Below are 20,516 nucleotides of genomic sequence, written 5' to 3'. Positions count from 1 at the left end.
TAAAACTACATGATATCCATTATTCTTTGAGCGCACCGATCATAACGCCATGCACAAAATATTTTTGCAGAAACGGATACAGGACCAAGATCGGCAATGTAGACACAATGATCGTCGCATATTTTATCGTTATCCCGATATCCAGACGATCGCCGGTCGCTGCTCCTGTCATCATACTATCTGTGCTGTTGGAAATCAGAATCTCCCTGAGCACCAACTGTAGAGGGAACAATTCCCGGTCGCGTAAATAAATCAATGCATTAAAATACGAATTCCAATGTCCGACGGCATACCATAATATCATGACGGCAACGACGGGCATAGAAAGTGGGATGATAATCCTGGTCATAATCACCCAGTCATTCGCTCCGTCGATGCGTGCGGATTCCTCCAAACTTGCCGGAATGCCTTGAAATGCAGTTCGCATTATAATTAAGTTGAACGAGTTGATTGCTCCTGGTAAGAGAAGTGCCCAAGGTGTATTTAACATCCCAAGATTATTAACCAGCAGGTAAGACGGAATAAGCCCTCCGCTGAACACCATTGTGATCACGATCAAGAGCATGATGTGGTTTTTGAAATAAACGTTACGACGGGAAAGAGCATAGGCACCGAGCGTTGTCATAATCAAGTTGATGACTGTACCTGCTGTCACATAGAAAAGCGTATTCCGGTAGCCAGTTGTAACCATAGGATTTTCCAGCACCGCTTTATAGGCATCTAAGCTAAACCCCTGTGGATAGAACAACATGCCGCGAAACTGAGCCATTTCTGCTGAATCACTTAGAGATGCAAACAGGATATAAATAAACGGATAGAGTGTAACGAAGCAAAGCAAAACCATAAAGCAGATATTAAACCATGAAAATACAGTTTCACCCAGAGAACGTTTAGTATTCATTATTCTCGCTCCTTCTTTACCACAGCTTGTGTTCGCTTACCCGCTTGCTAATTGTATTGGCGAGTGTGAGCAAAATGAAGCTGATGACTGAATTGAACAAGCCTACTGCAGCGGAATACCCGAAATCTGCCCCAAGAATACCTTTTCGATATACATAGGTTGAAATGACATCAGCCGTTTCGTAAGTAAGCGGGTTGTAGAGCAAAATGATTTTTTCACTTCCCACGGCAAGCATCGATCCTATATTAAGGATCAACAAGATTACAATGGTCGGCATAATGCCTGGGATCGTGATATACAACGTTTGCTTCCAACGCCCTGCACCATCAATACGAGCCGCATCGTACAGAGATGGATCAATGGAGGACATTGCGGCAAGATAGATAATAGAACCCCAGCCAATTCCTTGCCAGATACCGGAGGATACATAGATAGAGCGGAACCATCCCGGCTCTTGCAGGAAAGCGATTGGCTCATATCCAAAAAAGTCGAGGATATTATTAATTAGACCATCTCGGGCAACAAAATCGACAAGCATTCCGGCTACTACCACGATTGAAATAAAGTGAGGGAGATAACTAATTGTCTGTACAACTCGTTTGAAGAAGATGAGTCGAATCTCATTAAGCAATAGAGCTAGAATGATAGGGGCAGGAAATGCAAACAACAATTCATAAATACTGATCGTTAAGGTGTTTCGAAGAAGTCGCCAAAAGTAAGGGTTTTCAAAAAAGTTCTCGAAGTGGGTAAAACCCACCCACGGACTTTGCCACACACCATCTGCTATACCATAATCTTTAAATGCAATGAGCAGACCATACATAGGACCGTAATGAAAAATGGCGTAGTAAATCAAAACAGGAACAAGCATCAAATAAATATAGCGATTCCGAACCAAGTCCCTCTTGATGATACTCTTTTTGCTTTCCGCAGGTATTCTGGCTGCTGCTAGCACAGAGTTTCTGTCTAAATCAGGCACGAATTCTCCCTCCCGGATGTCCGGCTAATGGCAAGCTGTCCCCCTGCCATTAGCCGAGATGGTTGGCAATGCTTATCGGTTGTTGTATCTTTCTAAAGCTGCTTGTTGAATTTGGATCGCTTCCTCGATTCCTAAACCTTTTAACATTTCTACATAGTTATCGTAATTTTCGAGCGGCTCCGTACCCATGATAAATTTCAGAATCATTTCGTCTTTAAATGTATTGACATCGGTCATAATCGAGGAGTATCGGCTGCTATCTTCTACAGCGATACTAACGGGAGGCATTCTTTTTTCCTGTGTAGTATTTGACCACAATGCCATGGCCTCTTTTTGTTCCGGCTTGGTCGTATACTGCTGCGTGTGACGCACATCCTGCACAAAAGGACCTGATGTAGCGCCCATAATATGCTTTCTGAAGGCTTGGGAAATCGGCAGCCCGTCAGGATTATTCAAGATCGCATCCGTATACTGGGGCTGGCCGTCAACTAACGTGTAGGTTTCGCCTTCTTTTCCGAAGTTCATGATGAGTTTTCCTTCTTCACTGTACAAGTAATCCAGAAATTTGACGGTTTCCACAACGTTTTTGTTACTTCCGGTTATGGCTGCGAAGATGCCGGTAACTGGATTATCCATATGTCCGAATACCGGCTTTTCGCCAGGATTTAAAGTCGGATAGGGGGTTCCGACAATTTTGAAATCTGGTTGGCTTTGTCCCATCAAGTCCATGTATTTTCCAATTCCGCCGTTCAGAAACAACACCGTCGAACCGACCTGATTGCCTGTTATTTTGGCATCTTTCATTTTGGCATCCGTTGTGGCGAAGTCCTTGTCGAGCAAACCTTCGTTGTACCATTGGTTCATTGTGGCCAAGTAGTCCTTGAAACCGGGTTCAATTGGCCCGTATTTGACGGTATCATTCTCCCGGTAGAAATCATTAGGTGTTCCGAAGGCACCGGCAAAAGCTAATTCTCCTGCCGGAATTAGAATCGGAATTTCATCCGCTTCACCATTGCCGTTGGGATCTTGCTCTTTAAACGCTTTCAAAACGGTATACCATTCATCCATTGTCGTTGGTACAGACAAATTTAATTTATCCAGCCAGTCTTTGCGTATTGCTGGCCCCAAAAACACTTGCTGGGTGACATCCTCACGAATGAACGGAAAGCCAATGAGATCTCCATTGTCTGTTGAAGCCATTTTTCTCCATTCCGGATGATCGTCCAGCAGTTTTTTCAGGTTAGGGGCATGATCCAAATAATCATTCAATGGGATGAGTTTCTTATCTCTTATAGCTTTCTGTGCTCCGCCGGGATAAGCGTTCCATCCATAATCTACTACATCAGGCAATTTATTTGATGCAACCATTAAGTTGAATTGTTCCCCGAGTTGCCCTTGTGCCGGATGCTGAAATTCAATTTCCACACCAGTTCTGGCCTCTATTTCCTTCCAAGAAGTAACTTCTCCATAACTCTTCATAATGGCGGCAGCATCCGGAAACAATTCAACCCAATACGATAATTTCGTTAGTTGTTGATTCTGCTCTGCTCCTGGTGATTCTGATGGTTCCGATCCTCTCCCACTACACGCAGCTAGCGTAGTCGTAAACAGTCCCAAGATCATTAAGATAATTGCGTATTTACTCATATTTCGTGTGTGCATGAACAAATCACCCCTTCTCCAAAAGGTATATTCATTAATTTGGGATTACGGTTTTTCATCTGATCTGGAGGGGCATCCCTCCCGGGATACCCTTACGGATCATTTCAGTGTAGAGCCCCATTCGTATGGATTGTTACGGCCGGTATAAATGCCCTTGACCACGCGATAGGCAAGCTTTGGTTTGCGGTACTCGTTGACCAATCCTTTGTTATTGAAGGAGCGTGCCCGATCCCTGAAGTGGGGAAGATGACTCTGCAGTTGGGCCCTTGTATCTGCAAACTGCCATACGTAAGTACCGCTAATCTTCGAATCGGACCGGAAGAGCTTCAGGGACTTGCCGAGTATATCAGCCTGGTAGTCCTCGCTGAATAGACGGGGTTCCCAGCCGGAATCCCCGAATACGCCTGCTCCGCCAAATTCGGTCATAAGCACCGGAGTGTCCCCAGCTCCATATTCCCTGCAGCGCTCATGAAAGATATCAAGCATCTCATCGAACTCGGCATGCCCGAAATACCATTCGCCATAATAGTTAATTCCGATAACGTCAAATAGTCCGAGGCAGATGTCTTTCATGGGGTGCATAGTTGCATACGCCACCAGCCGTGATGGATCCTTGCTCCTAACAAGTTCTGTCATCTTGACGGACAATTCATAGGCTTGCTTGGAGCGTGTATCAATCTCGTTATGAACAGACCAGAACAGGATCGAGGGATGATGAAGATCTCGCTCGATCATCTCATCCATCATGGTCATCGCACGTTCTACGAAGAGCGGATCGTCCGTGTGCTCCGCCGGGAATGCTGCGCCCCAAATTGGAATCTCGCTCCAGAAAAGGACGCCTCGCTCATCCAGCAGATCGAGCCAGTATTCACTCTGGGGGTAATGTGACCCGCGTACGGTGTTGCATCCCATCTGCCGGATTATATCAAGCTCCTTGGTCATCAATTTGTTGGGGAAAGCGAAGCCCCATTCGGGGTGTTCCTCGTGACGGTTAACTCCCTGCAGATAAAGCTCCTTGCCGTTTAGCAGAATCTTCTTGTTCCGGGTCTCCACGGTGCGGAACCCGATGCGGTCTGTAAGGTCGTCATGGCCGGCTACGGCTCTGATCATGTAGAGAGCAGGATCTTCAGGTTCCCATCGCTGGAGGCCCGACCAGACTTGTTCCACGACTAGTTCGATGCTGCCTTTGGCAGGAAGGTAAACGCTGTCAGTAAAGAATTCCTCATTGTTCCGATAGAGGGATAGGGGCACTTTGACTGCAATGTTCGACATGGAGCGGAGCTTGAGCAGGATTCGGACATCAGCACTGGAATCTCCTGTCATGTCGTAGGTAATACGCATCCTCTCGATCGAGACATCAGGCAATTGCTGAATCTCAACGGGCCGGATGATTCCGCCGTAATGAAACCAGTCCACAATGTGGTATGGCAATGTGTTATGTCCCAGCGTGCTGTCTGTGCGGACGACAAGTTCGTGAACCCCGGCAGCGACATTAGGAATCGTGAAGTCAAAGGGAGTAAATCCACCATAATGGTAACCCAGATGCTGTCCATCCCAGTACACTTCGGCATGTCCCATCACGGCGTGGAACAATAGACGCAGATGGCTGCTATCGTCTAGTGTTACCCAAGTGCGGTACCATGCTACGCCTTCGTAGTCGAATTTGCCGAGTTCGTTATTCCAACAGGCCGGCACCGGTATGCGATCATGGTTGGAAGGAAAGTTTGTGTGCCACTTTTCAGATAATCCAATATCATCCTTGTCAAAAACGAAATCCCATAATCCGTCAAGAAATTGACACTCTCTAAGCCGATACTGCTGAAACGTTCGGATCACATTCATCATCTCCAATGATTTCTCTTTAGCAGATCAAGAACTGCTGGTCTGTATGTTCGGAGTGTAGCATTGGTAGCAATGAAGGTACAATGGTAAAAACAATCCTGATGATTTATCATAAATGATACAAATAATGATAGGGGGAGACCAATGGAATATGCTTTGGGAAATATGGTGGTGCATATACACTGGGTGCTCGCCAAGCCGGCGCTGCCAGGCTGGGAGGATATTCGGCAGACCGTATCCGGGCATACCTTTTACTACATCTACAGCGGCAAGGGAATTTTCCGTTGCGAGGAGGGGGACGCGGAAGTAGGAGGAGGTACTTTGGTGTATCTCTGGCCCAGATTGCCTCTTCATATGAAGTCCTCCGAGGCGCATCCACTCCGAATGACGATGCTGCTCTTTGATTGCGCTTCGTTAGAAAAGAATGAGAGTGGATGGGATGCCCCTGAGCCTATTGAAAGGCTAAGGCTACCATTTCTTTTGCCTTTACAGAGTGAACGTATGGGAAAGATCGGGGAACTTTTCCGTGAAGCGGAGAGAGAATGGGTACCTGGAGATCTCGTGCGAGAGGCACGAGTTAAATCTGTCTGGTATCGCTTGGTGCAAGAGGTACACGAGGCGGCGGAAGCGGGAGGAAGAAACAACGGTGAGGAAGGAATAACGGCGGCTCTTCGCAGGTTCAAGGAGAAACTGGACGCGGGATTTTCCACCGAGTTTCGCATCACCGAATTGGCGGAACAGACTGGTTTTTCGCCTGTTTATATACGCAGAACCTTCGCAGCCCGGTACGGGTGCAGTCCCAAGGAATACCTGGATCAACTTCGCAATGAACATGCCCTTCGCCAGCTCCGGTTCACAGGTGATTCCGTCACGGATATAGCGAGAGCGTGTGGTTACTCTGACGTCTACCAGTTCAGCAAAACGTTCAAGAAGCGCAACGGTTTTTCTCCGACCGAATACCGCAGAATGCAAGGAGATTGATACTCGCTTAACCAAACCCCTGCACTTCCTTTAGCGCAATAAGTCGGTTGTCTGATTATTAATTTTAATAACAGAAAAATACTCCATTTGGGCCTTTTGGCCCCCAGTTATTATTTTGACCCTTTTAAAGCGAATGTGAATGGGAGATTGGATTTATCGTCACAAAAGTAATTAAACCACCTAAGCTATTGAGCTAACGTGTAACGATAGAAGGAAGCAGGTCAAAACGATCGGCTTCCTTTCTTACTAACGGGGTTACGTTAGTTCAAGAGAGAACAAGAAGGCATCCGTTAACGAGACCCGGCTGACTTTCTATTCAAAACTTTCAATAGGAGTGTTGTCCATGTCAAATAATCATTTGAATGTTCTAGCTCAGTTAAATGCCGGAAATCGAGTCGAGGTATAGTATTTTCCGGTTGCTTTCTCTCAAAAATTATGACAACGTTTTAGTGCAAGAGAACATACAGTTATCGCGGGACACATCAGATGATCTGTCGTTTAAAACGTAATGGTGAAGTTAGGTAAAGGGTAAGGAGCTGTAATAGAGGTGTATGTATTGAAATACAGCATGAAAAAATAATATGACAATTCATATTACTGAAAGTATGCTTTGTGACAAAAAAAGATACAGATTGTGCCGTTTTGTGTTACAAAAGCTCTTTTATTGTGCTGAAATTATTGACTTTTTTAATTACAACGGACAGATTAGTTAGATATGAATGATCATTTCAAAAGCATTGGAGATTTCCGCGAAGGCGGGGGTCTCCTTTTTTTCGTACGCCTGCATATCTGGAGTTTGGTTTACCTTTCGGAACCGCATGTACGGGTGGTGTGAGTGAATGACATAGCATTCACAAAAAAGTCAGCCAATAAAGGCTGACTTTTATGTCTTTAATTAATATGTTGTATCCCTAGCTTTCGCTTATTACTCTATTCGAATGAGTTTAACCTCTTTCTTTTGCTTAGTTTTCTCTAATGTAGCTGTAGCTGCGATATCTAAGATCGCTTCCATTTTCTCAATATGCTGCTCAGGGATTTCATCCAGCAGGGAAAAGATTTTTTTGAAGGATTTTTCATAAGCGTATTGCACGTATTGATCATAAACTTCCTTGCCTGTTTGGGTAGCCTTAATAATAATGTTTTTCTTATTATCAGAGGTATGGTATTTTTCGAGAAATCCTTTCTCTACCATTTTTGTAACATTCTTAGAGAATGCGCTTTTAGATATTCCCAGCCGATTCGAAATTTCAAGCATGTTCTGGTTTTTATCTTCATTCTCCAATATATATTCAAGTACTTGAATTTGGGCAGCGGAAAATAAATAAGGAGTATTATAGCGATATTCTTTTTTGTATGATTGCGCATAGGCATTACCAAATTTCACAAGCTTTTCAACAAATAATCTATTTTTCCCCATCCATTCCAGTGACATCATCATCACTCATTTCCTGTTCATTTAACTCTTAAAATTATATCAAAAAAAATAAATTCCACAAAGGATATATTCTATGTTGCTTTCACTCATAATGTGTAGTATAAAAACAATATAGTTTACATTGGAAACTATATTGTTTTTATACTTCGAGGAGGCATTTTATGGAGAAGAAGAGCATACGAAGGTTATTCGTCGTATCGGTTGTCATGATTATTGTAAGCGTTTGTTTATCTAGTTTTTTGCAAACTTCCTTTGGAAAGACGGAAATCATTCATTTTAAGATTCCTACTGAGCATGGACAGTGGTTGTCTGGACAACTATATAAACCTAAACAATCGAGCGCAGAGAACAAGGTTCCTTTGGTTATCACCGAGCATGGTTATCTCAACAATAAACATATGCAAAATGTAAATGCCATTGAATTATCGCGAAGAGGAATTGCCGTCATGACATTCGATGCATACTATCACGGAAAATCAAGCTCAGCGAGTGAACCGGTCATGGAGGCCGTTGTTGCAAATGGGGAGGGAATGATACCTCTAGTGGAATTTGCCTACCATAATCTAGATTACATCGATAACCAACGGATCGGCGTTATGGGACATTCTATGGGGGGGATGTCAACATGGATGACGTTAATGCATTATGGTTCACAGTATTATACTGCAATAGAAAAAGCGAAAACTCCGGATTCGGAAGGCGGAGAAGACATTACGGATCGTGAACTGGAGTATGCAAATTCTTTGAATAAAGTATCAGCAGGACTGCCCATAGGAAATATCCGTTTATCAAGTGAAGAAGCTTTTAGCCAAATTCACGCTAACTTAGGCATTATTTATGGTCAATTGGATGAGGGGAATTATGATTTGTCCCAAGGAAATGGTGATCTATCCAACAATGCCCTTGAGGGTTTAGTCGCAATTAACTCGATTTTTCCAAAAGAGGAACAGCAGTCAAGCTTTGAGGTAGGTCAATATTATGGGGATGCAGAAAGCCAAACGCTGAGAATCGTTCATAATCCAAAGCAAACGCATGAATGGGCACATTTTTCCCAAAAGACAGTTGCTGAAACGGTCGATTTTTTCAACCATTCGTTTGGGCTCCCGCCAAAAATAAAAAATACCGATCAGCTATGGATCTGGAAAGAGCTTTTTAGTTTTATCGGTTTATTAGGCATCTTTCTATTGATTTACCCGGTATCTTATTACTTATTAAAAATTCCGTACTTTCAGCAGTTAGCCTTAACGAAGGAACAAAAGAATTCGTTAAATGGTACGACACAAACGGAAAAGAGCACAAAGAAAACACGACTCTTTTGGATAAGCTGGCTGCTTAGTTGGCTGTTTTCTGCAATTGGAGTTATTGTAGCCTTAAAACTAGACCGGTTTATTTTTAAGAGCACGTCCAGTTTCATGTCTGTAAAATGGTTTCCGCAGCCGATTACAAACTATATTATGATTTGGGCGATTTTTAATAGTCTTGTTGGATTGGCACTAGTTATATGGAAATACAGACTGGAGAAAAGAAATAACACTGAACTTTCTATTCATCATCTAGGATTAAAAATCGGTCTGAAAAATTTGATGAGGACCTTTATTCTTGCTCTATGTATCTTTGGAATCTTTTTTACTGTTGTATTTTTAGCAGAATACATCTTAAATGCAAATTTTAAATTATGGATATTAGGAGTATTTACATTCCATTCGGATAAGTTAATGGTATGGATGAACTACCTGCCCTTCTTCTTCATTTTCTATCTGACGAACGCGTTGTTTATCAACAAATTGAGTTTCAGCAATATCAAGTCTGAAAAAGTAAACATGATGGTCGCTGGATTCGGAAATGTGCTTGGCATCCTGTTGATCAATGGAATCCAGTATGCTGTTTTATTTACGACGGGCAACTCCTTCTGGCAAGAGACGAGACTTTATCCCATGGTTCTGCTTCCCTTTATTTTCTTATTATTTGCAGCGGCCATGATTAGTCGGAGCTTATACAAATTGACAGGAAACATTTGGCTCGGTGCAATGGTGAATACATTGATCATCACGATGATTGGAGTTGCGAACACGGCTACCTTGGTTCCTTTTCAGACCTAAAAGCACACGAGGAATTGATGGTAATGTAGAGGGAATTGAATAGACTTTCGGCAAATGTCTGTATCATTCCAAGCCAATTGTACTTGACAAAGTGTTCGCAGTAGTTGGTCTAAATATAATAGAAGCCGGTGCTGCAACAGCTCCCTATTCGTGAATACAGAAACGTTATAGTATGGGGATGTTTAGTATATTAACCGGATGCAAGGCCGAAAGGAGAATTTGGGTGCTTGAAAATCTTGAATTAGATAATCTGATCCATCAAGCAGATGTTTCAATTCCATTAGTAGTCATGATGTGTGGCGTGGCTGGATCAGGAAAAACAACATTGGCTCAACGGCTAGAGCAGAGGGGCTTTGCACGTCTCTCCATAGATGAAGAGATATGGTCTACACATGGTCGATACGGAATTGATTATCCAGTTGAAATGTATGAGAAACTTAAAGTTCAAGCCGAGTTAAAGCTGTATAAGGAACTAGTGAATCTGTTACAGGAAAAGCGCAATGTGGTTATTGATTTCAGTTTCTGGCAACGTAAGAAACGAAATGATTATAAGAAGCTGATTGAAGATGGAGGAGGAGAGTGGAGGCTTATTTATTTGAAAGTTCATCCTAATGATTTGCGTGAACGACTTCGCATTCGGAGCCAGAGATTCGATGCTAATGCTGCATTTACAATAACCGAAGAAATATTATCTGCCTTTCTCAAGGGTTTTGAAGTACCTACTGGTGAAGGGGAAATTATCATCGAGTAAAAGAATAATCAATGTCAACTAGTGGTATTGAGGATTTAATGAAGATATACGGACGCGGTGCCCTTCGGACCGGTTGCGTTTGCTTTCTTAAGCCTCTCTGGTTCGTAGGTATCCAAAGGTTATATAAATTCATTTAAAACCGGAAAGGATGGGAAACGATGAAATTTGAGATTTTAAATGTCCCCTCGTATTGGAAAACTGAAATGAAGCAAAAATATATTCAACTTTATGAGGAAAACAGCAAGTTGGTTGTTCTGTTTCCCGGGAAAAACTATCCTTGTGATAAACCAATTCTACATTTTGCTGGAACCTCCGCACTTCAAAGTGGTTTTGACTTAATGATATTGGAATATGGATATCAAGCTGCGAGAACGGATTTGGATGTTAATGAACTGCAAAGAGTAATAGAAGATAGCCACGAATCGGTTCAACGAATCATTAGCAAGTATAAACAAGTTGTTTTTATTAGTAAGAGCATAGGAACAATCGTTTCTGGAGAAGTTCATGGGAAACTCGAAATTCCAATCAAACATTTATTTTTGACACCAATTAAAGACACCATTCATTATATCAATAAATTCAATGGACTTGTGGTTTATGGAACAAAGGATGAAATATTTAATAAGGAACATGCAAACCAAATTAACATAGATAATGACAGAGAGGTCATTGAAATTCCTAATGCAAATCATGGTTTAGAGACCAACAATGTTGAGGAGAGTATTGAGATATTAAGTAAGCTTGTAAGGATATATATGGAATTTCTAAATAAGTAATCAGGGCATCCCGTAAGATCTTAGATCTTTTGGGATGCCCTTTAAAATGTACGTTTTGCAAGCTCAGTTGATATTTTGCATTTTCGCAGGCGATGGAGCCGCACCTGACTTTCGTTTGGCTAGATCCATCTTACGCTGGAGCATGCCAAGCACAAGATCCGCAACGATTGCCAGCACGGCCGCAGGAATGGCACCTGCAAAGATACGGAGGGAATTATTGCTGTTCAGTCCGGCATAAATTTCCCGTCCCAGCCCGCCTCCTCCGACGAGGGGAGCAATCGTTACCACACCAATGGCGATGACGGCCGCAATACGCAGGCCTGACATGATATATGTCAGCGCAAGCGGGAAACGCACTTTCACGAGCATTTGGAAGGGGCTCATTCCGATTCCTTTTCCGGACTCAAGATAGCTGGGATCCACCTGTTTTAACCCAACATACGTATTCCGTGCGATTGGATTCAGGGAATACAGGAAGAGTCCCACCATGACCGTTGTCGTCCCGAGTCCCATCCATAACATGAGCACCACGAGCATGGCCAAGCTCGGTACCACCTGCAGGATATTGGTGATAAACAAAATGATTTTGGCTGCCCATTTGCTCTTAGAGCAGAGGATGCCAAGCGGCACTCCAACGATGAATGCCAGGCCCAGACCGATAACGACCATCGTAATATGCTGGATGAAATACTCCCAGAGCAACCCCTGATTTCGTGATATATACGACAAAAAATCGGCAAATGTTAAATGTTCACTTTCCATGCTTACCCTCCTTTAGCTTTTAAGAGGCCCTGCTCTTTCAAAAACGCGATTGCGACCTCCCGCTCGCTTTTCTTCTCAATGTCCACCTGATAATTAAGCGATATCATCGTATCTGCATCCAGATGACCGATTAAAGGCGCTATCGTATCCTGAATTTCAGGATGCTTCTTCAAAAGGTCCGAACGCAATACCGGACTTGCATCATATGGAGGGAAGAATTGCTGGTCATCCTGAAGCGTCTGCAATTGGTAGGCTTTCAGCCGGGAATCCGTTGAGTAGGCCAGCACGATATCCACCTGCTCATTGGCTACCGCACTGTATACCAGGCTAATTTCCATAGGGAAGACCTGACCGAATTTGATGTCATACGCTTTGGAGAATGCCGGATATCCATCCGTGCTTCTCTCGAGCCATGTCGTATCTACTCCAAGCTTCATGGTGTCCATGTCTTTTTTGACATCGGAGATTTTGGTGTACCCGTTGGCTTCGGCAAGATCCTTTCTTACCGTGAACGCGTAGGTGTTCTCAAAACCCAAAGGGTTCATCCAGGTGAACCCGAAGTGTTCCTGGAATCCATCCTGTGCTTCCTTCAAGACTTTATCGCGGTCTTTGGTGCCGCTGATCGGGAAATGGTTGTTGAAAATCTCACCGGTATACAGTGTCGCCATCTGAACGTCGTTTCGTTTCATCGCATTGATGACCAATGAGCTTGATGCCAGATCCGGGATAACATCCACCTTCAGATCGGTTTGGTCTTCAATCAGCGCTTTATACATTTCAGCGATAATCTTGGTTTCGGTATAGGTTTGCGTCCCGATTGTAATCTCGCTTTGAATTCCGCATGCGGAGGTAAAAGCGGCAAAAGCTATCATGCAGATGAACAACGGAGTCCATTTAAGTTTTTTCAGATTCATCACGCCTTCCTTGTTCCGTCCGGCTCGCTGTATACGGCTGATGTGACTCATATCGCAGCGTCCCGGGTCTGAGTCTGGTGGTAGTGTTTGCTTAGCCAGCTCTCAAGCAGCCCAAGCAATCCGTCAGCTACAAGTGCCAAGAGAATAGCACCAATGCCACCGATGAAGATCATCTCGGGCTTGTTGACACCAAGTCCAGATACAATTAGCTGGCCTAAACCGCCAGCACCAATCAGAGAAGCCAGTGTTGCCCAACTGATGATATACACGGTCGTAATGCGGACACCGGACATGATGTAAGGAAGCGATAAGGGAAACTGAATCCGCAAAATCGTTTGGGCGGTGCTGTATCCCATCCCCCTGGCCGAATTGAGCACGCCTTTATCCACGGAGTGAAAACCGTCATAGGTATTCCGCAGGATGGGCATAAGGGAGTACAGAAACAGCGCAAGGATGGCCGGTTTCATGCCGATGCCGAGGAGCGGAATCAGAATAGCCAGAAGCGCCAGGCTCGGAACCGTCTGAAACAGGTTCGTAATGAAAAATACGATGCTGTTAATCCAGCCTACCCGGTTGTATACGAGCAGGATACCGATCGGCACGGCAACAACAGTCCCCAAAAGAACGGCAGAGAATGAGAGGACCAGATGCTCCTGCAATGCCCTTAGAATATCTGGATAACGATCCGTAATAAAACTCCAGAATGCGTTCATATCACTCATCCTCTCCGATCAGTACCGGAGGAACCATCGTTGGATAGACTTCGGCCAAATGTTTAACCACACTGCCTCTTGTGATTAATCCGAGGAAACGGTTATTGCTGTCTACGACAGGGAGGTTGCTGAGCTGATGACTGTCCATAATCTCGATGGCCTGTGGAAGCGTGCTTCCCGAAGCCACGGAAAAACGGACCGGATGCATAACGTCTGCCACGGTTTTGCCTTCTTCGCCGTATTGGTCGAGCACGCGGTAGATCGAAACCGCACCTTGTAGCTGACGGTTACGGTCCACAATCAGCAGCGAATCGACTCGCTTCATTTCCATCATCTTGATGGCTTCAGCCAATCCCCGGCTCGGGAATGCCGTGACCGGATTCGTAATCATCACTTCATCCACAAGCGGTATTTCATAGGGGCTTTCATTTTCATTCTGCAGTCGTTTCGAACCGATAAAGTCACGCACAAAATCGTTTGCAGGATGCCGTAAAATGCTGTCCGGTCTACCTGTTTGCACCACTTCGCCATCTTTCATCAGAACGATGGTATCCGCGATTTTAATAGCTTCATCCATATCATGGGTCACAAAAATAATGGTTTTATTGAGCTCCTGCTGAAGACGGATCAGCTCATCCTGAAGCTGCTCGCGGCTGATGGGATCCAGTGCGGAGAATGGCTCATCCATCAGGATAATATCGGGTTCAGCTGCCAGTGCGCGCACTACGCCTACACGCTGCTGTTGTCCGCCGCTTAGCTCGGATGGATATCGCATACCATATATAGTGTGGTCCAGTCCGACCATGTCCAACAATTCATTTACTTTTTGATCTGTTTTGTCTTTATCCCACTTCTTCAGACGCGGAACCACGCCCGCGTTCTTGGAGATATTCATATGCGGGAATAAACCAACGCTTTGAATGACATAGCCGATATTGCGTCGAAGTTCAACCGGATTCAATCTCGAGATATCCTTACCGTCGATCAGAACTTTGCCCGAGGATGGCGTATTGAGCGCGTTGATCAGCTTCATGGTAGTCGATTTGCCGCAGCCGCTCGGTCCGATGAGGACGGTAATTTCCCCTTTTTTGAATTCCAGATTAATGTCCTTCAGCGCGTGAAAGCCATTATCGTAAACCTTGTTCACATGCTCCAGTACTATCATTCAATCGCCCCTTTGCAAGCAGTATCCATATTATGCGGAGCATTTGGCATATCATCCATCGGGGACCCAAAAAACTGTTGAGGGAAAAGCGCGGTGCCAGAGATATGAGAAGGCTTCAGCCTTGTTATGTAGAAATGGAAAATAGCTAAGCAAGTTAGCAATAAAAAAATCAAAATGGAATAGGATTAAGCGCATGATTAAGGGGTGGAGAAAGATCTAAGAGGGAAGCCCTGAGGGTACTAACAATTTAAGTTAAAAATCTTCGTTATGGCATTGACTTACATACCCAAAATCCCACCTTTATATGCAGTGTAGCTTTCCAAACTATGCAATCCCTTGTTACATCCATCCGAAGAAGTATTCCAAGCCTGTATGCCCCTGTTCGTATCGGGAAAATATGCGTTCTCATACATGAATCCCTGTTATACCTGCGCGAATCAAGCAGCAATGTCATTGTGTCACTGCTTCCCTCGGCCCAAATGGATATATGCAAAATACGTAAGCAAGCAACGATTCCCTCTTGAGTAGGACCGTATAACTGCTCATGCAATAATATGTTTAATTCTATTACCCAGCTAGCATTGGATTGAAACATGTATATGGAACGATATTGAATATGTGGTACCTCGGGTCCAGAATCGTCCAAAGGATAGATAAATGATTGACTAGTGAGGAGCGATAGTTGATTTGAGAAGAGATAGCATCCTATAACACAGTATTCAAACTATTTGACTACCGTCGCTAGGTATTCAGATGTATAATAATGGAAGGGATTGCCTGAACTTTAAATGAAACGTCTGAAAATAGTAATAATAACAATTGATGCAAGGGACAATGGACCATAATATAGTTTTCAGTTTTGATAAGGGGGCTAATATCGTGGATTTTTTTTGGATGGTGGCGCTATCTCAAATAGTCTTTGTTGTATTAGTTTTACTGTTTATTGTAGCATTATTTCGATTTGTAAATAGAGTAATGCTACATACAAAAAATACAAAAGAAAGCTTACGAAGAATAGAAGATAAAATTGATAGGTTATATCAAGAATTCAATAAAACAAATGAATAAATCTAAAATAGGTAGCTCGTGAATACAAAAAGAATGTTATGCGAAATACAACAAATAAAATATGGGTAGGGGAACCTTTTGATGCCGTTAAATTACAAAAGGCCAGAAACATTAGAAAAGCTTGTTCAGTTGGATCAGGAACTTCATCAACTACATGGGCAAACTGTCAATGATTATATAGGCTTTTATATTAGTTTTAATCATGATGATGACAGGTAGGCCCCGATTATTTTTATACAACCTATGTTTGAAAAAGCAGTACATTTGGTTGCAAGAAACCTTAGGGATTTTCTAGCTTTATTCATCACCCTTAAGGATATTTATGTTCTAGAACGTTTTGAATTTTATAAGAGCCAATCGGATTTTATCAAGGATTATAACGAGAATTATTTGAAGGATATAGATTTACGAGAGAATGAGCTTGAATTTTTTATTGAGGAATTAAGGGAGAATGTTGTTGAAGGAATTACTGAAATTAATGATGCATACGCATACATTACTGATTTAAGAAAACAAATTTCAATTGACATAAAAAAGATTCTTACTAATTGAAGAGTAATCGAAAGTTAAATAGAATAATTGATTTCCCAACTTTGTATACTATAAAATGGAAATGGGAATTGAAACTAAGTTTCGCACAATGAAACAATGGGGTTACAAAATTATGTTATACAATTTCTCTGGAATTGACCACGTTCAATTAGCGGCTCCTGAAGGTTGCGAATCAGAAGCTCGAAGCTTTTTTGCTGGCATATTAGGTTGGGGCGAAATACCAAAGCCTGAGAATCTAAGGAAACGTGGTGGTGTTTGGTTTCAGTGTGGAACGCATCAGGTACACATCGGAGTTCAAAAGGAATTTGTCCCCGCTACAAAAGCTCATCCTGCATTTCATGTCCAGAATATAGATTCATTGAGAGAATATTTACTTCAAAAGAGTATCCAAGTGATTGATGATGATGCACGGTCTGATGAGGGCGTACAACGTTTCTATCTTAACGACCCTTTTGGAAATCGCCTTGAATTTTTGGAATGGCTCTAAAAGAAAGATAGCAGGTCTTTTTAGACTTGCTTTTTTTCTAATCGGAGAAGTGAACTTGGCCTATTGGGCCAGGAAGTTGAGGTCAAAACGTATACTGAGCGAGAGAACGAAAAGGAAAGTAACGGAAAGGTTAAATCGACTGTTAGTATAGCGATCTTATAAATGGTCTTATTTAACAAAGAAAGGAGACGATTCGATGACTGCAAAGCCACAACTGGTATTAGATTTAGCTGGTGTATTAGTAAGCAATTTTTCATCTACATTTTGGCTCCAATTATCTAAGGGTACCGAAATCTCATTTCAAGACATCCGAGAACAATTTGATGAGATTCGAAAAGATCTATGGACTGGAAAGATCAAAGAAGATGACTTTTGGGAATGGATGAGTCTGCGAATGAAGCAAATTAACAAAGAGCAAGCCAGAGCGTTATTAATTCAATCACTGGAACCTCTTCCTGGATTAAATTATTTGGCGGAGTGGAGTGAAATTGCAGATATCCATATCTTAAGTAATCATTGTAAGGAATGGTTGGAATCGATTTTAGAAAGAGTAGAACCCTATACAAAGAGCATAACGATTTCAAATCAAGTAGGTTTAAGAAAACCAGATATACAGATATATCAACATGTCGGCAAACAATTTGAAGCTGGCCAAACGGTTGTTTATATTGATGATCAAGAAAAGAACCTGAAACCGGTTATCGAACTTGGATGGAAAACCCTGTTAGCAGATAAAGAGCATAAATGGATAGAACAAGTTGAACCCATGATAGGAATGAGGAGGAGAACACTTGATTAGAAAAGAGATTCAATTAATTCTAGATAGCTTACCGGAAGAAGAAAGACATTTACATTAAACATTAGTGACGATATAAAAGAAAGCATTTATTACAATCAATATAAGTGGCATATTTTTAGTTATGAAATACAAGATTGTTTGAAACAACATGAAGCAAGAAATGCTTTTAATACTGAAATTAAAGATGAATTATATGTTATGTACCAAAACTCTCCCCGTGTACTTCTATACAGTAATGCAAATGCATTAGTCGCAGAGGATTTTGATTCTCAACAAGATATCTATGTATTTAATAAAAATTTTACTTGGACGTATGTAAATACACATGAAGACATGTGTGGGCCCTATTTTTATAAAGTGAAATAATTTCGTCGTGATGCATGAACCGTGCGAATATAGATTTGGGAGGGATTCAGGGAGTGAATAGAAAATCATTTATCATGATTTCCGTCATCTTATGCTTACTACTTAGTGTAGGTTGCAGTAATAACCATGAAGTTACTTCTGACGACATTGGCAAAATAAGTATAGAACTACAAGAACAAAAAGAAGAATCAAATGGAACCATGTTCACACTAAAGCTGCATAACAAATCCAGTCATATTATAGTACAAAATAATGTATATTTAAGTTTTCCCATAAAACTTGAAAACGGTGTTAAAGGGAATGATTTTAAGATAGAAACTAGAAATAATAAGCTCAATATTGGCCCGGGAGAAGAATTACTTCTTACCGTATTTGCTCCCAAGGAAATGTATGAAGGAAATCATAATATTGACTTAGAAGATCCCCATATCGAGATTAAAGGTTTCTTTAATGAAGTAACCGAAAAAAATCATTTCAGTATGATTGGAGGGCATCGTACTATGGTTGGTTCTAATGGGGAGTGACTGCAAAGTATCCTGCATCCTAAAACTGTAAAGAGTATCAAGGAGGAGCAATGAGTGCAGATATTAGACAAACAATTCAGAGTACCATTAAACGATACATATCGCCAACTGCTGAAATTTTAAGTATTAATGATATTGATTTAGCCTATGGTTTGTCAGCCGTAGCCTTAAAGAGACATGAAATACTCATAAAAGATAATAATGATAAAAGGACTATCAATCTTATTTCTAAGCAAGCAACTCTGATTGAACGGCGTGTGCTCTCTCGTCTTTTCGAACAATCGGCAAATGTACCTTTTAGTTTTACGCCTGATTTAAGAAGCAGCAATAGAGCATATCTTTGCATGCAAGATGTTGACTATGAGACAGATTACAGTAATTTAAATTATAATTTGCTTCAATCAAATGAACTATTAGCATTATCTCATATTCATGCGGTTAATTATCAAAAGTCGGATGAATTGAGTTGGCTCCCTTTTGCAGACTTAAAACATATTGAACATGCTTTAAACGAAAAGTGGAGGCCAAGCTGGGATGAGGCAAAGTTAGATGCAGATTTTATAAGTGAATTTGGTCATTATATTTCTGAAATTGAACAATCAGCAGAAAATATTGTTAAAGACATCAAGGAAGTTCTTTTAGACCAAAGTTCCCACACCCTTATACATAATGATTTACATCCAGGAAATACATTGATTTGTAACAATAGAGAAGTATTTTTTATTGATTGGGAAGAAGCGAGATATGGGTCGTTGTACTTAGATATTTCACTTTGGTTTACAGAGGCTTCACAAGCGGAAAGTTACAGACAATTGATAAATTCACAAGGACTGAATTTATCAAAGGATAATTTTACGAGACGTTTTACTATAGCTTCACGATATATGGGATTACGTTATATGTCATGGTTCCTGCAGGTATGGAAAGAAGAAGAGAGATGGCTGAATGAACTAAGTAAGTATCTGAAGATGGCGATATTATAGTTGGAATGATATATGTGATTCACAATAGGCAATTACAGCCTATAACAAAGAATTCACACCGCGGGTGTTCGCTCTTGGTCTGGCTTTAAGACTCAATCGGATACATCTGACTTTCATCGACGTCGTGAATATAAGGAGTCTCATTGAGAAATACCTGTGAAAGAAAAATAAATCACATAAATGGAGTTGTATCTAATGCTGATACTAGAACGAGCAAACAAAATGATGCCCTAAAACTTGCTGAAATACAAAAGGCCAGCTTTAATGATGAATCGAAACATTTTAATAATAAATCTGTGGCCCACTAGGAGATGATTCCGTAAGTTGGCAAGAGGAGATGATGCAAAATTGTGAATATTTTAAAGTGCTCTATAATGGAGAGATAATTGGGGGCGCTTTGATATTTATAGAAAGCAATCAAGTACATAACCTAAGACGGATTTTTATTGATCCAAACTAAACCTATACATTTTTGAGAAGACCTACTAGTAGACTATCTCGGGATATACCAGATGAAGTTCCATCTGGAGGAGACCCAATTACCTTGTATATGTTTTTTGTTGTTCTATTATTAAGTATAGTAAGCATGAATCTAGTTTCAAGAAAAAGGGAAGAAAAAGTAGAATGTACTTAAACTCCCTCGAAGTGATTCAATTTCCTCACTCAAACTCATGAATTCGCAGGATTTCACCCTGAGCTAAACATGAAAGAAGAGAATCCAGGGGAGTCGGTGGCTGGGGACAGTAGAAAGGGCATG

At 41.8% G+C, this 20,516-nt stretch carries 19 protein-coding genes and 1 pseudogene; 11 read left to right on the top strand and 9 right to left on the bottom strand.

Features of this window, described 5'->3' with window-relative positions:
• Positions 1–19: 19 nt before the first annotated feature.
• From AK95_RS20250 to AK95_RS20235, 4 genes are all read right to left on the bottom strand, one after another.
• On the bottom strand, positions 20–901 hold the full coding sequence (locus AK95_RS20250) for a carbohydrate ABC transporter permease (RefSeq protein WP_071221718.1): 882 nt from the start codon (positions 899–901) through the stop codon (positions 20–22).
• Positions 902–917: 16 nt separating this feature from the next.
• Positions 918–1,880 (bottom strand): ABC transporter permease, encoded by a 963-nt coding sequence (locus tag AK95_RS20245; protein ID WP_083397690.1) that lies wholly within the window; start codon positions 1,878–1,880, stop codon positions 918–920.
• A gap of 72 nt (positions 1,881–1,952) precedes the next feature.
• Positions 1,953–3,542, bottom strand: a complete 1,590-nt coding sequence (locus AK95_RS20240) for an extracellular solute-binding protein (protein WP_071221717.1) — start codon at positions 3,540–3,542, stop codon at positions 1,953–1,955.
• 99 nt (positions 3,543–3,641) lie between these two features.
• Complete coding sequence (locus AK95_RS20235) at positions 3,642–5,384, bottom strand: glycoside hydrolase family 2 protein (RefSeq protein ID WP_235613178.1); 1,743 nt, start codon at positions 5,382–5,384, stop codon at positions 3,642–3,644.
• A gap of 144 nt (positions 5,385–5,528) precedes the next feature.
• Here AK95_RS20235 and AK95_RS33580 point away from each other — a divergent pair, with 144 nt between their 5' ends.
• A complete protein-coding gene (locus AK95_RS33580; protein WP_074961908.1) occupies positions 5,529–6,365 on the top strand; it encodes an AraC family transcriptional regulator in 837 nt (278 codons plus the stop codon).
• 925 nt (positions 6,366–7,290) lie between these two features.
• Here AK95_RS33580 and AK95_RS20225 read toward each other — a convergent pair.
• Positions 7,291–7,803, bottom strand: a complete 513-nt coding sequence (locus tag AK95_RS20225) for a MarR family winged helix-turn-helix transcriptional regulator (protein WP_083397689.1) — start codon at positions 7,801–7,803, stop codon at positions 7,291–7,293.
• A gap of 158 nt (positions 7,804–7,961) precedes the next feature.
• Between AK95_RS20225 and AK95_RS20220 the strand changes: the two genes are divergently transcribed.
• The 3 genes from AK95_RS20220 to AK95_RS20210 all read left to right on the top strand — a co-directional run bounded on the left by AK95_RS20220 (position 7,962) and on the right by AK95_RS20210 (position 11,426).
• Positions 7,962–9,899: an alpha/beta hydrolase family protein gene (locus AK95_RS20220; RefSeq protein WP_071221716.1), complete on the top strand. Its 1,938-nt coding sequence runs from the start codon at positions 7,962–7,964 to the stop codon at positions 9,897–9,899.
• A 223-nt stretch (positions 9,900–10,122) separates the two neighbouring features.
• Complete coding sequence (locus AK95_RS20215; protein WP_071221715.1) at positions 10,123–10,650, top strand: P-loop nucleotide/nucleoside kinase family protein; 528 nt, start codon at positions 10,123–10,125, stop codon at positions 10,648–10,650.
• 158 nt (positions 10,651–10,808) lie between these two features.
• A complete protein-coding gene (locus tag AK95_RS20210) occupies positions 10,809–11,426 on the top strand; it encodes an alpha/beta hydrolase (protein WP_071221714.1) in 618 nt (205 codons plus the stop codon).
• A gap of 63 nt (positions 11,427–11,489) precedes the next feature.
• On the opposite strand, the gene AK95_RS20205 is transcribed toward AK95_RS20210, so the two are convergent.
• The 4 genes from AK95_RS20205 to AK95_RS20190 are packed head-to-tail and all read right to left on the bottom strand — an operon-like array spanning position 11,490 to position 14,980.
• Positions 11,490–12,188 carry an ABC transporter permease gene (locus AK95_RS20205; RefSeq protein ID WP_071221713.1) on the bottom strand — a complete coding sequence of 233 codons (699 nt, stop codon included), beginning with the start codon at positions 12,186–12,188 and terminating at the stop codon, positions 11,490–11,492.
• Between the two features lie 2 nt (positions 12,189–12,190).
• On the bottom strand, positions 12,191–13,153 hold the full coding sequence (locus AK95_RS20200) for a glycine betaine ABC transporter substrate-binding protein (protein WP_083397688.1): 963 nt from the start codon (positions 13,151–13,153) through the stop codon (positions 12,191–12,193).
• The gene (locus tag AK95_RS20195; protein WP_083397687.1) at positions 13,150–13,815 is read right to left on the bottom strand and encodes an ABC transporter permease; all 666 of its coding nucleotides are present in this window, start codon (positions 13,813–13,815) and stop codon (positions 13,150–13,152) included. Before AK95_RS20195 ends, AK95_RS20200 begins: the two co-directional genes overlap by 4 nt.
• A 1-nt stretch (position 13,816) precedes the next feature.
• Positions 13,817–14,980 (bottom strand): ABC transporter ATP-binding protein, encoded by a 1,164-nt coding sequence (locus AK95_RS20190; RefSeq protein ID WP_071221711.1) that lies wholly within the window; start codon positions 14,978–14,980, stop codon positions 13,817–13,819.
• 879 nt (positions 14,981–15,859) lie between these two features.
• On the opposite strand from AK95_RS20190, the gene AK95_RS20185 reads away from it, so the two are divergent.
• The 7 genes and pseudogenes from AK95_RS20185 to AK95_RS20160 all read left to right on the top strand — a co-directional run bounded on the left by AK95_RS20185 (position 15,860) and on the right by AK95_RS20160 (position 19,759).
• Positions 15,860–16,048 carry a hypothetical protein gene (locus tag AK95_RS20185; protein ID WP_071221710.1) on the top strand — a complete coding sequence of 63 codons (189 nt, stop codon included), beginning with the start codon at positions 15,860–15,862 and terminating at the stop codon, positions 16,046–16,048.
• 264 nt (positions 16,049–16,312) lie between these two features.
• Positions 16,313–16,600, top strand: coding sequence for a hypothetical protein (locus tag AK95_RS20180; protein WP_162487615.1), 288 nt, complete (start codon positions 16,313–16,315; stop codon positions 16,598–16,600).
• Between the two features lie 112 nt (positions 16,601–16,712).
• Positions 16,713–17,087, top strand: coding sequence for a VOC family protein (locus AK95_RS20175; protein WP_071221708.1), 375 nt, complete (start codon positions 16,713–16,715; stop codon positions 17,085–17,087).
• A gap of 196 nt (positions 17,088–17,283) precedes the next feature.
• Positions 17,284–17,886: an HAD family hydrolase gene (locus AK95_RS20170; protein WP_071221707.1), complete on the top strand. Its 603-nt coding sequence runs from the start codon at positions 17,284–17,286 to the stop codon at positions 17,884–17,886.
• 57 nt (positions 17,887–17,943) lie between these two features.
• Positions 17,944–18,252: pseudogene (locus AK95_RS33575) on the top strand (DUF4275 family protein); the annotation flags it as partial.
• A 53-nt stretch (positions 18,253–18,305) separates the two neighbouring features.
• Positions 18,306–18,776 carry a hypothetical protein gene (locus tag AK95_RS20165; RefSeq protein ID WP_071221706.1) on the top strand — a complete coding sequence of 157 codons (471 nt, stop codon included), beginning with the start codon at positions 18,306–18,308 and terminating at the stop codon, positions 18,774–18,776.
• A gap of 50 nt (positions 18,777–18,826) precedes the next feature.
• A complete protein-coding gene (locus AK95_RS20160; RefSeq protein ID WP_071221705.1) occupies positions 18,827–19,759 on the top strand; it encodes an aminoglycoside phosphotransferase family protein in 933 nt (310 codons plus the stop codon).
• Positions 19,760–20,516: the final 757 nt, after the last annotated feature.

The sequence above is a fragment of the Paenibacillus sp. LC231 genome (assembly GCF_001860525.1).
GTDB lineage: Bacteria > Bacillota > Bacilli > Paenibacillales > Paenibacillaceae > Paenibacillus_AQ.
Note: the sequence above shows the minus strand (reverse complement) of the source record. Positions and strands in the feature narration are given on the sequence as shown.

What these genes read in the sequence shown, in the direction of transcription:
- AK95_RS20250 (WP_071221718.1), bottom strand. Translation starts at nt 901, where the DNA reads ATGAATACTAAACGTTCTCTGGGTGAAACTGTATTTTCATGGTTTAAT.
- AK95_RS20240 (WP_071221717.1), bottom strand. Translation starts at nt 3,542, where the DNA reads ATGCACACACGAAATATGAGTAAATACGCAATTATCTTAATGATCTTG.
- AK95_RS20235 (WP_235613178.1), bottom strand. Translation starts at nt 5,384, where the DNA reads ATGAATGTGATCCGAACGTTTCAGCAGTATCGGCTTAGAGAGTGTCAA.
- AK95_RS33580 (WP_074961908.1), top strand. Translation starts at nt 5,529, where the DNA reads ATGGAATATGCTTTGGGAAATATGGTGGTGCATATACACTGGGTGCTC.
- AK95_RS20225 (WP_083397689.1), bottom strand. Translation starts at nt 7,803, where the DNA reads ATGATGATGTCACTGGAATGGATGGGGAAAAATAGATTATTTGTTGAA.
- AK95_RS20220 (WP_071221716.1), top strand. Translation starts at nt 7,962, where the DNA reads ATGGAGAAGAAGAGCATACGAAGGTTATTCGTCGTATCGGTTGTCATG.
- AK95_RS20210 (WP_071221714.1), top strand. Translation starts at nt 10,809, where the DNA reads ATGAAATTTGAGATTTTAAATGTCCCCTCGTATTGGAAAACTGAAATG.
- AK95_RS20205 (WP_071221713.1), bottom strand. Translation starts at nt 12,188, where the DNA reads ATGGAAAGTGAACATTTAACATTTGCCGATTTTTTGTCGTATATATCA.
- AK95_RS20200 (WP_083397688.1), bottom strand. Translation starts at nt 13,153, where the DNA reads ATGAGTCACATCAGCCGTATACAGCGAGCCGGACGGAACAAGGAAGGC.
- AK95_RS20195 (WP_083397687.1), bottom strand. Translation starts at nt 13,815, where the DNA reads ATGAACGCATTCTGGAGTTTTATTACGGATCGTTATCCAGATATTCTA.
- AK95_RS20190 (WP_071221711.1), bottom strand. Translation starts at nt 14,980, where the DNA reads ATGATAGTACTGGAGCATGTGAACAAGGTTTACGATAATGGCTTTCAC.
- AK95_RS20175 (WP_071221708.1), top strand. Translation starts at nt 16,713, where the DNA reads ATGTTATACAATTTCTCTGGAATTGACCACGTTCAATTAGCGGCTCCT.
- AK95_RS20170 (WP_071221707.1), top strand. Translation starts at nt 17,284, where the DNA reads ATGACTGCAAAGCCACAACTGGTATTAGATTTAGCTGGTGTATTAGTA.
- AK95_RS20160 (WP_071221705.1), top strand. Translation starts at nt 18,827, where the DNA reads ATGAGTGCAGATATTAGACAAACAATTCAGAGTACCATTAAACGATAC.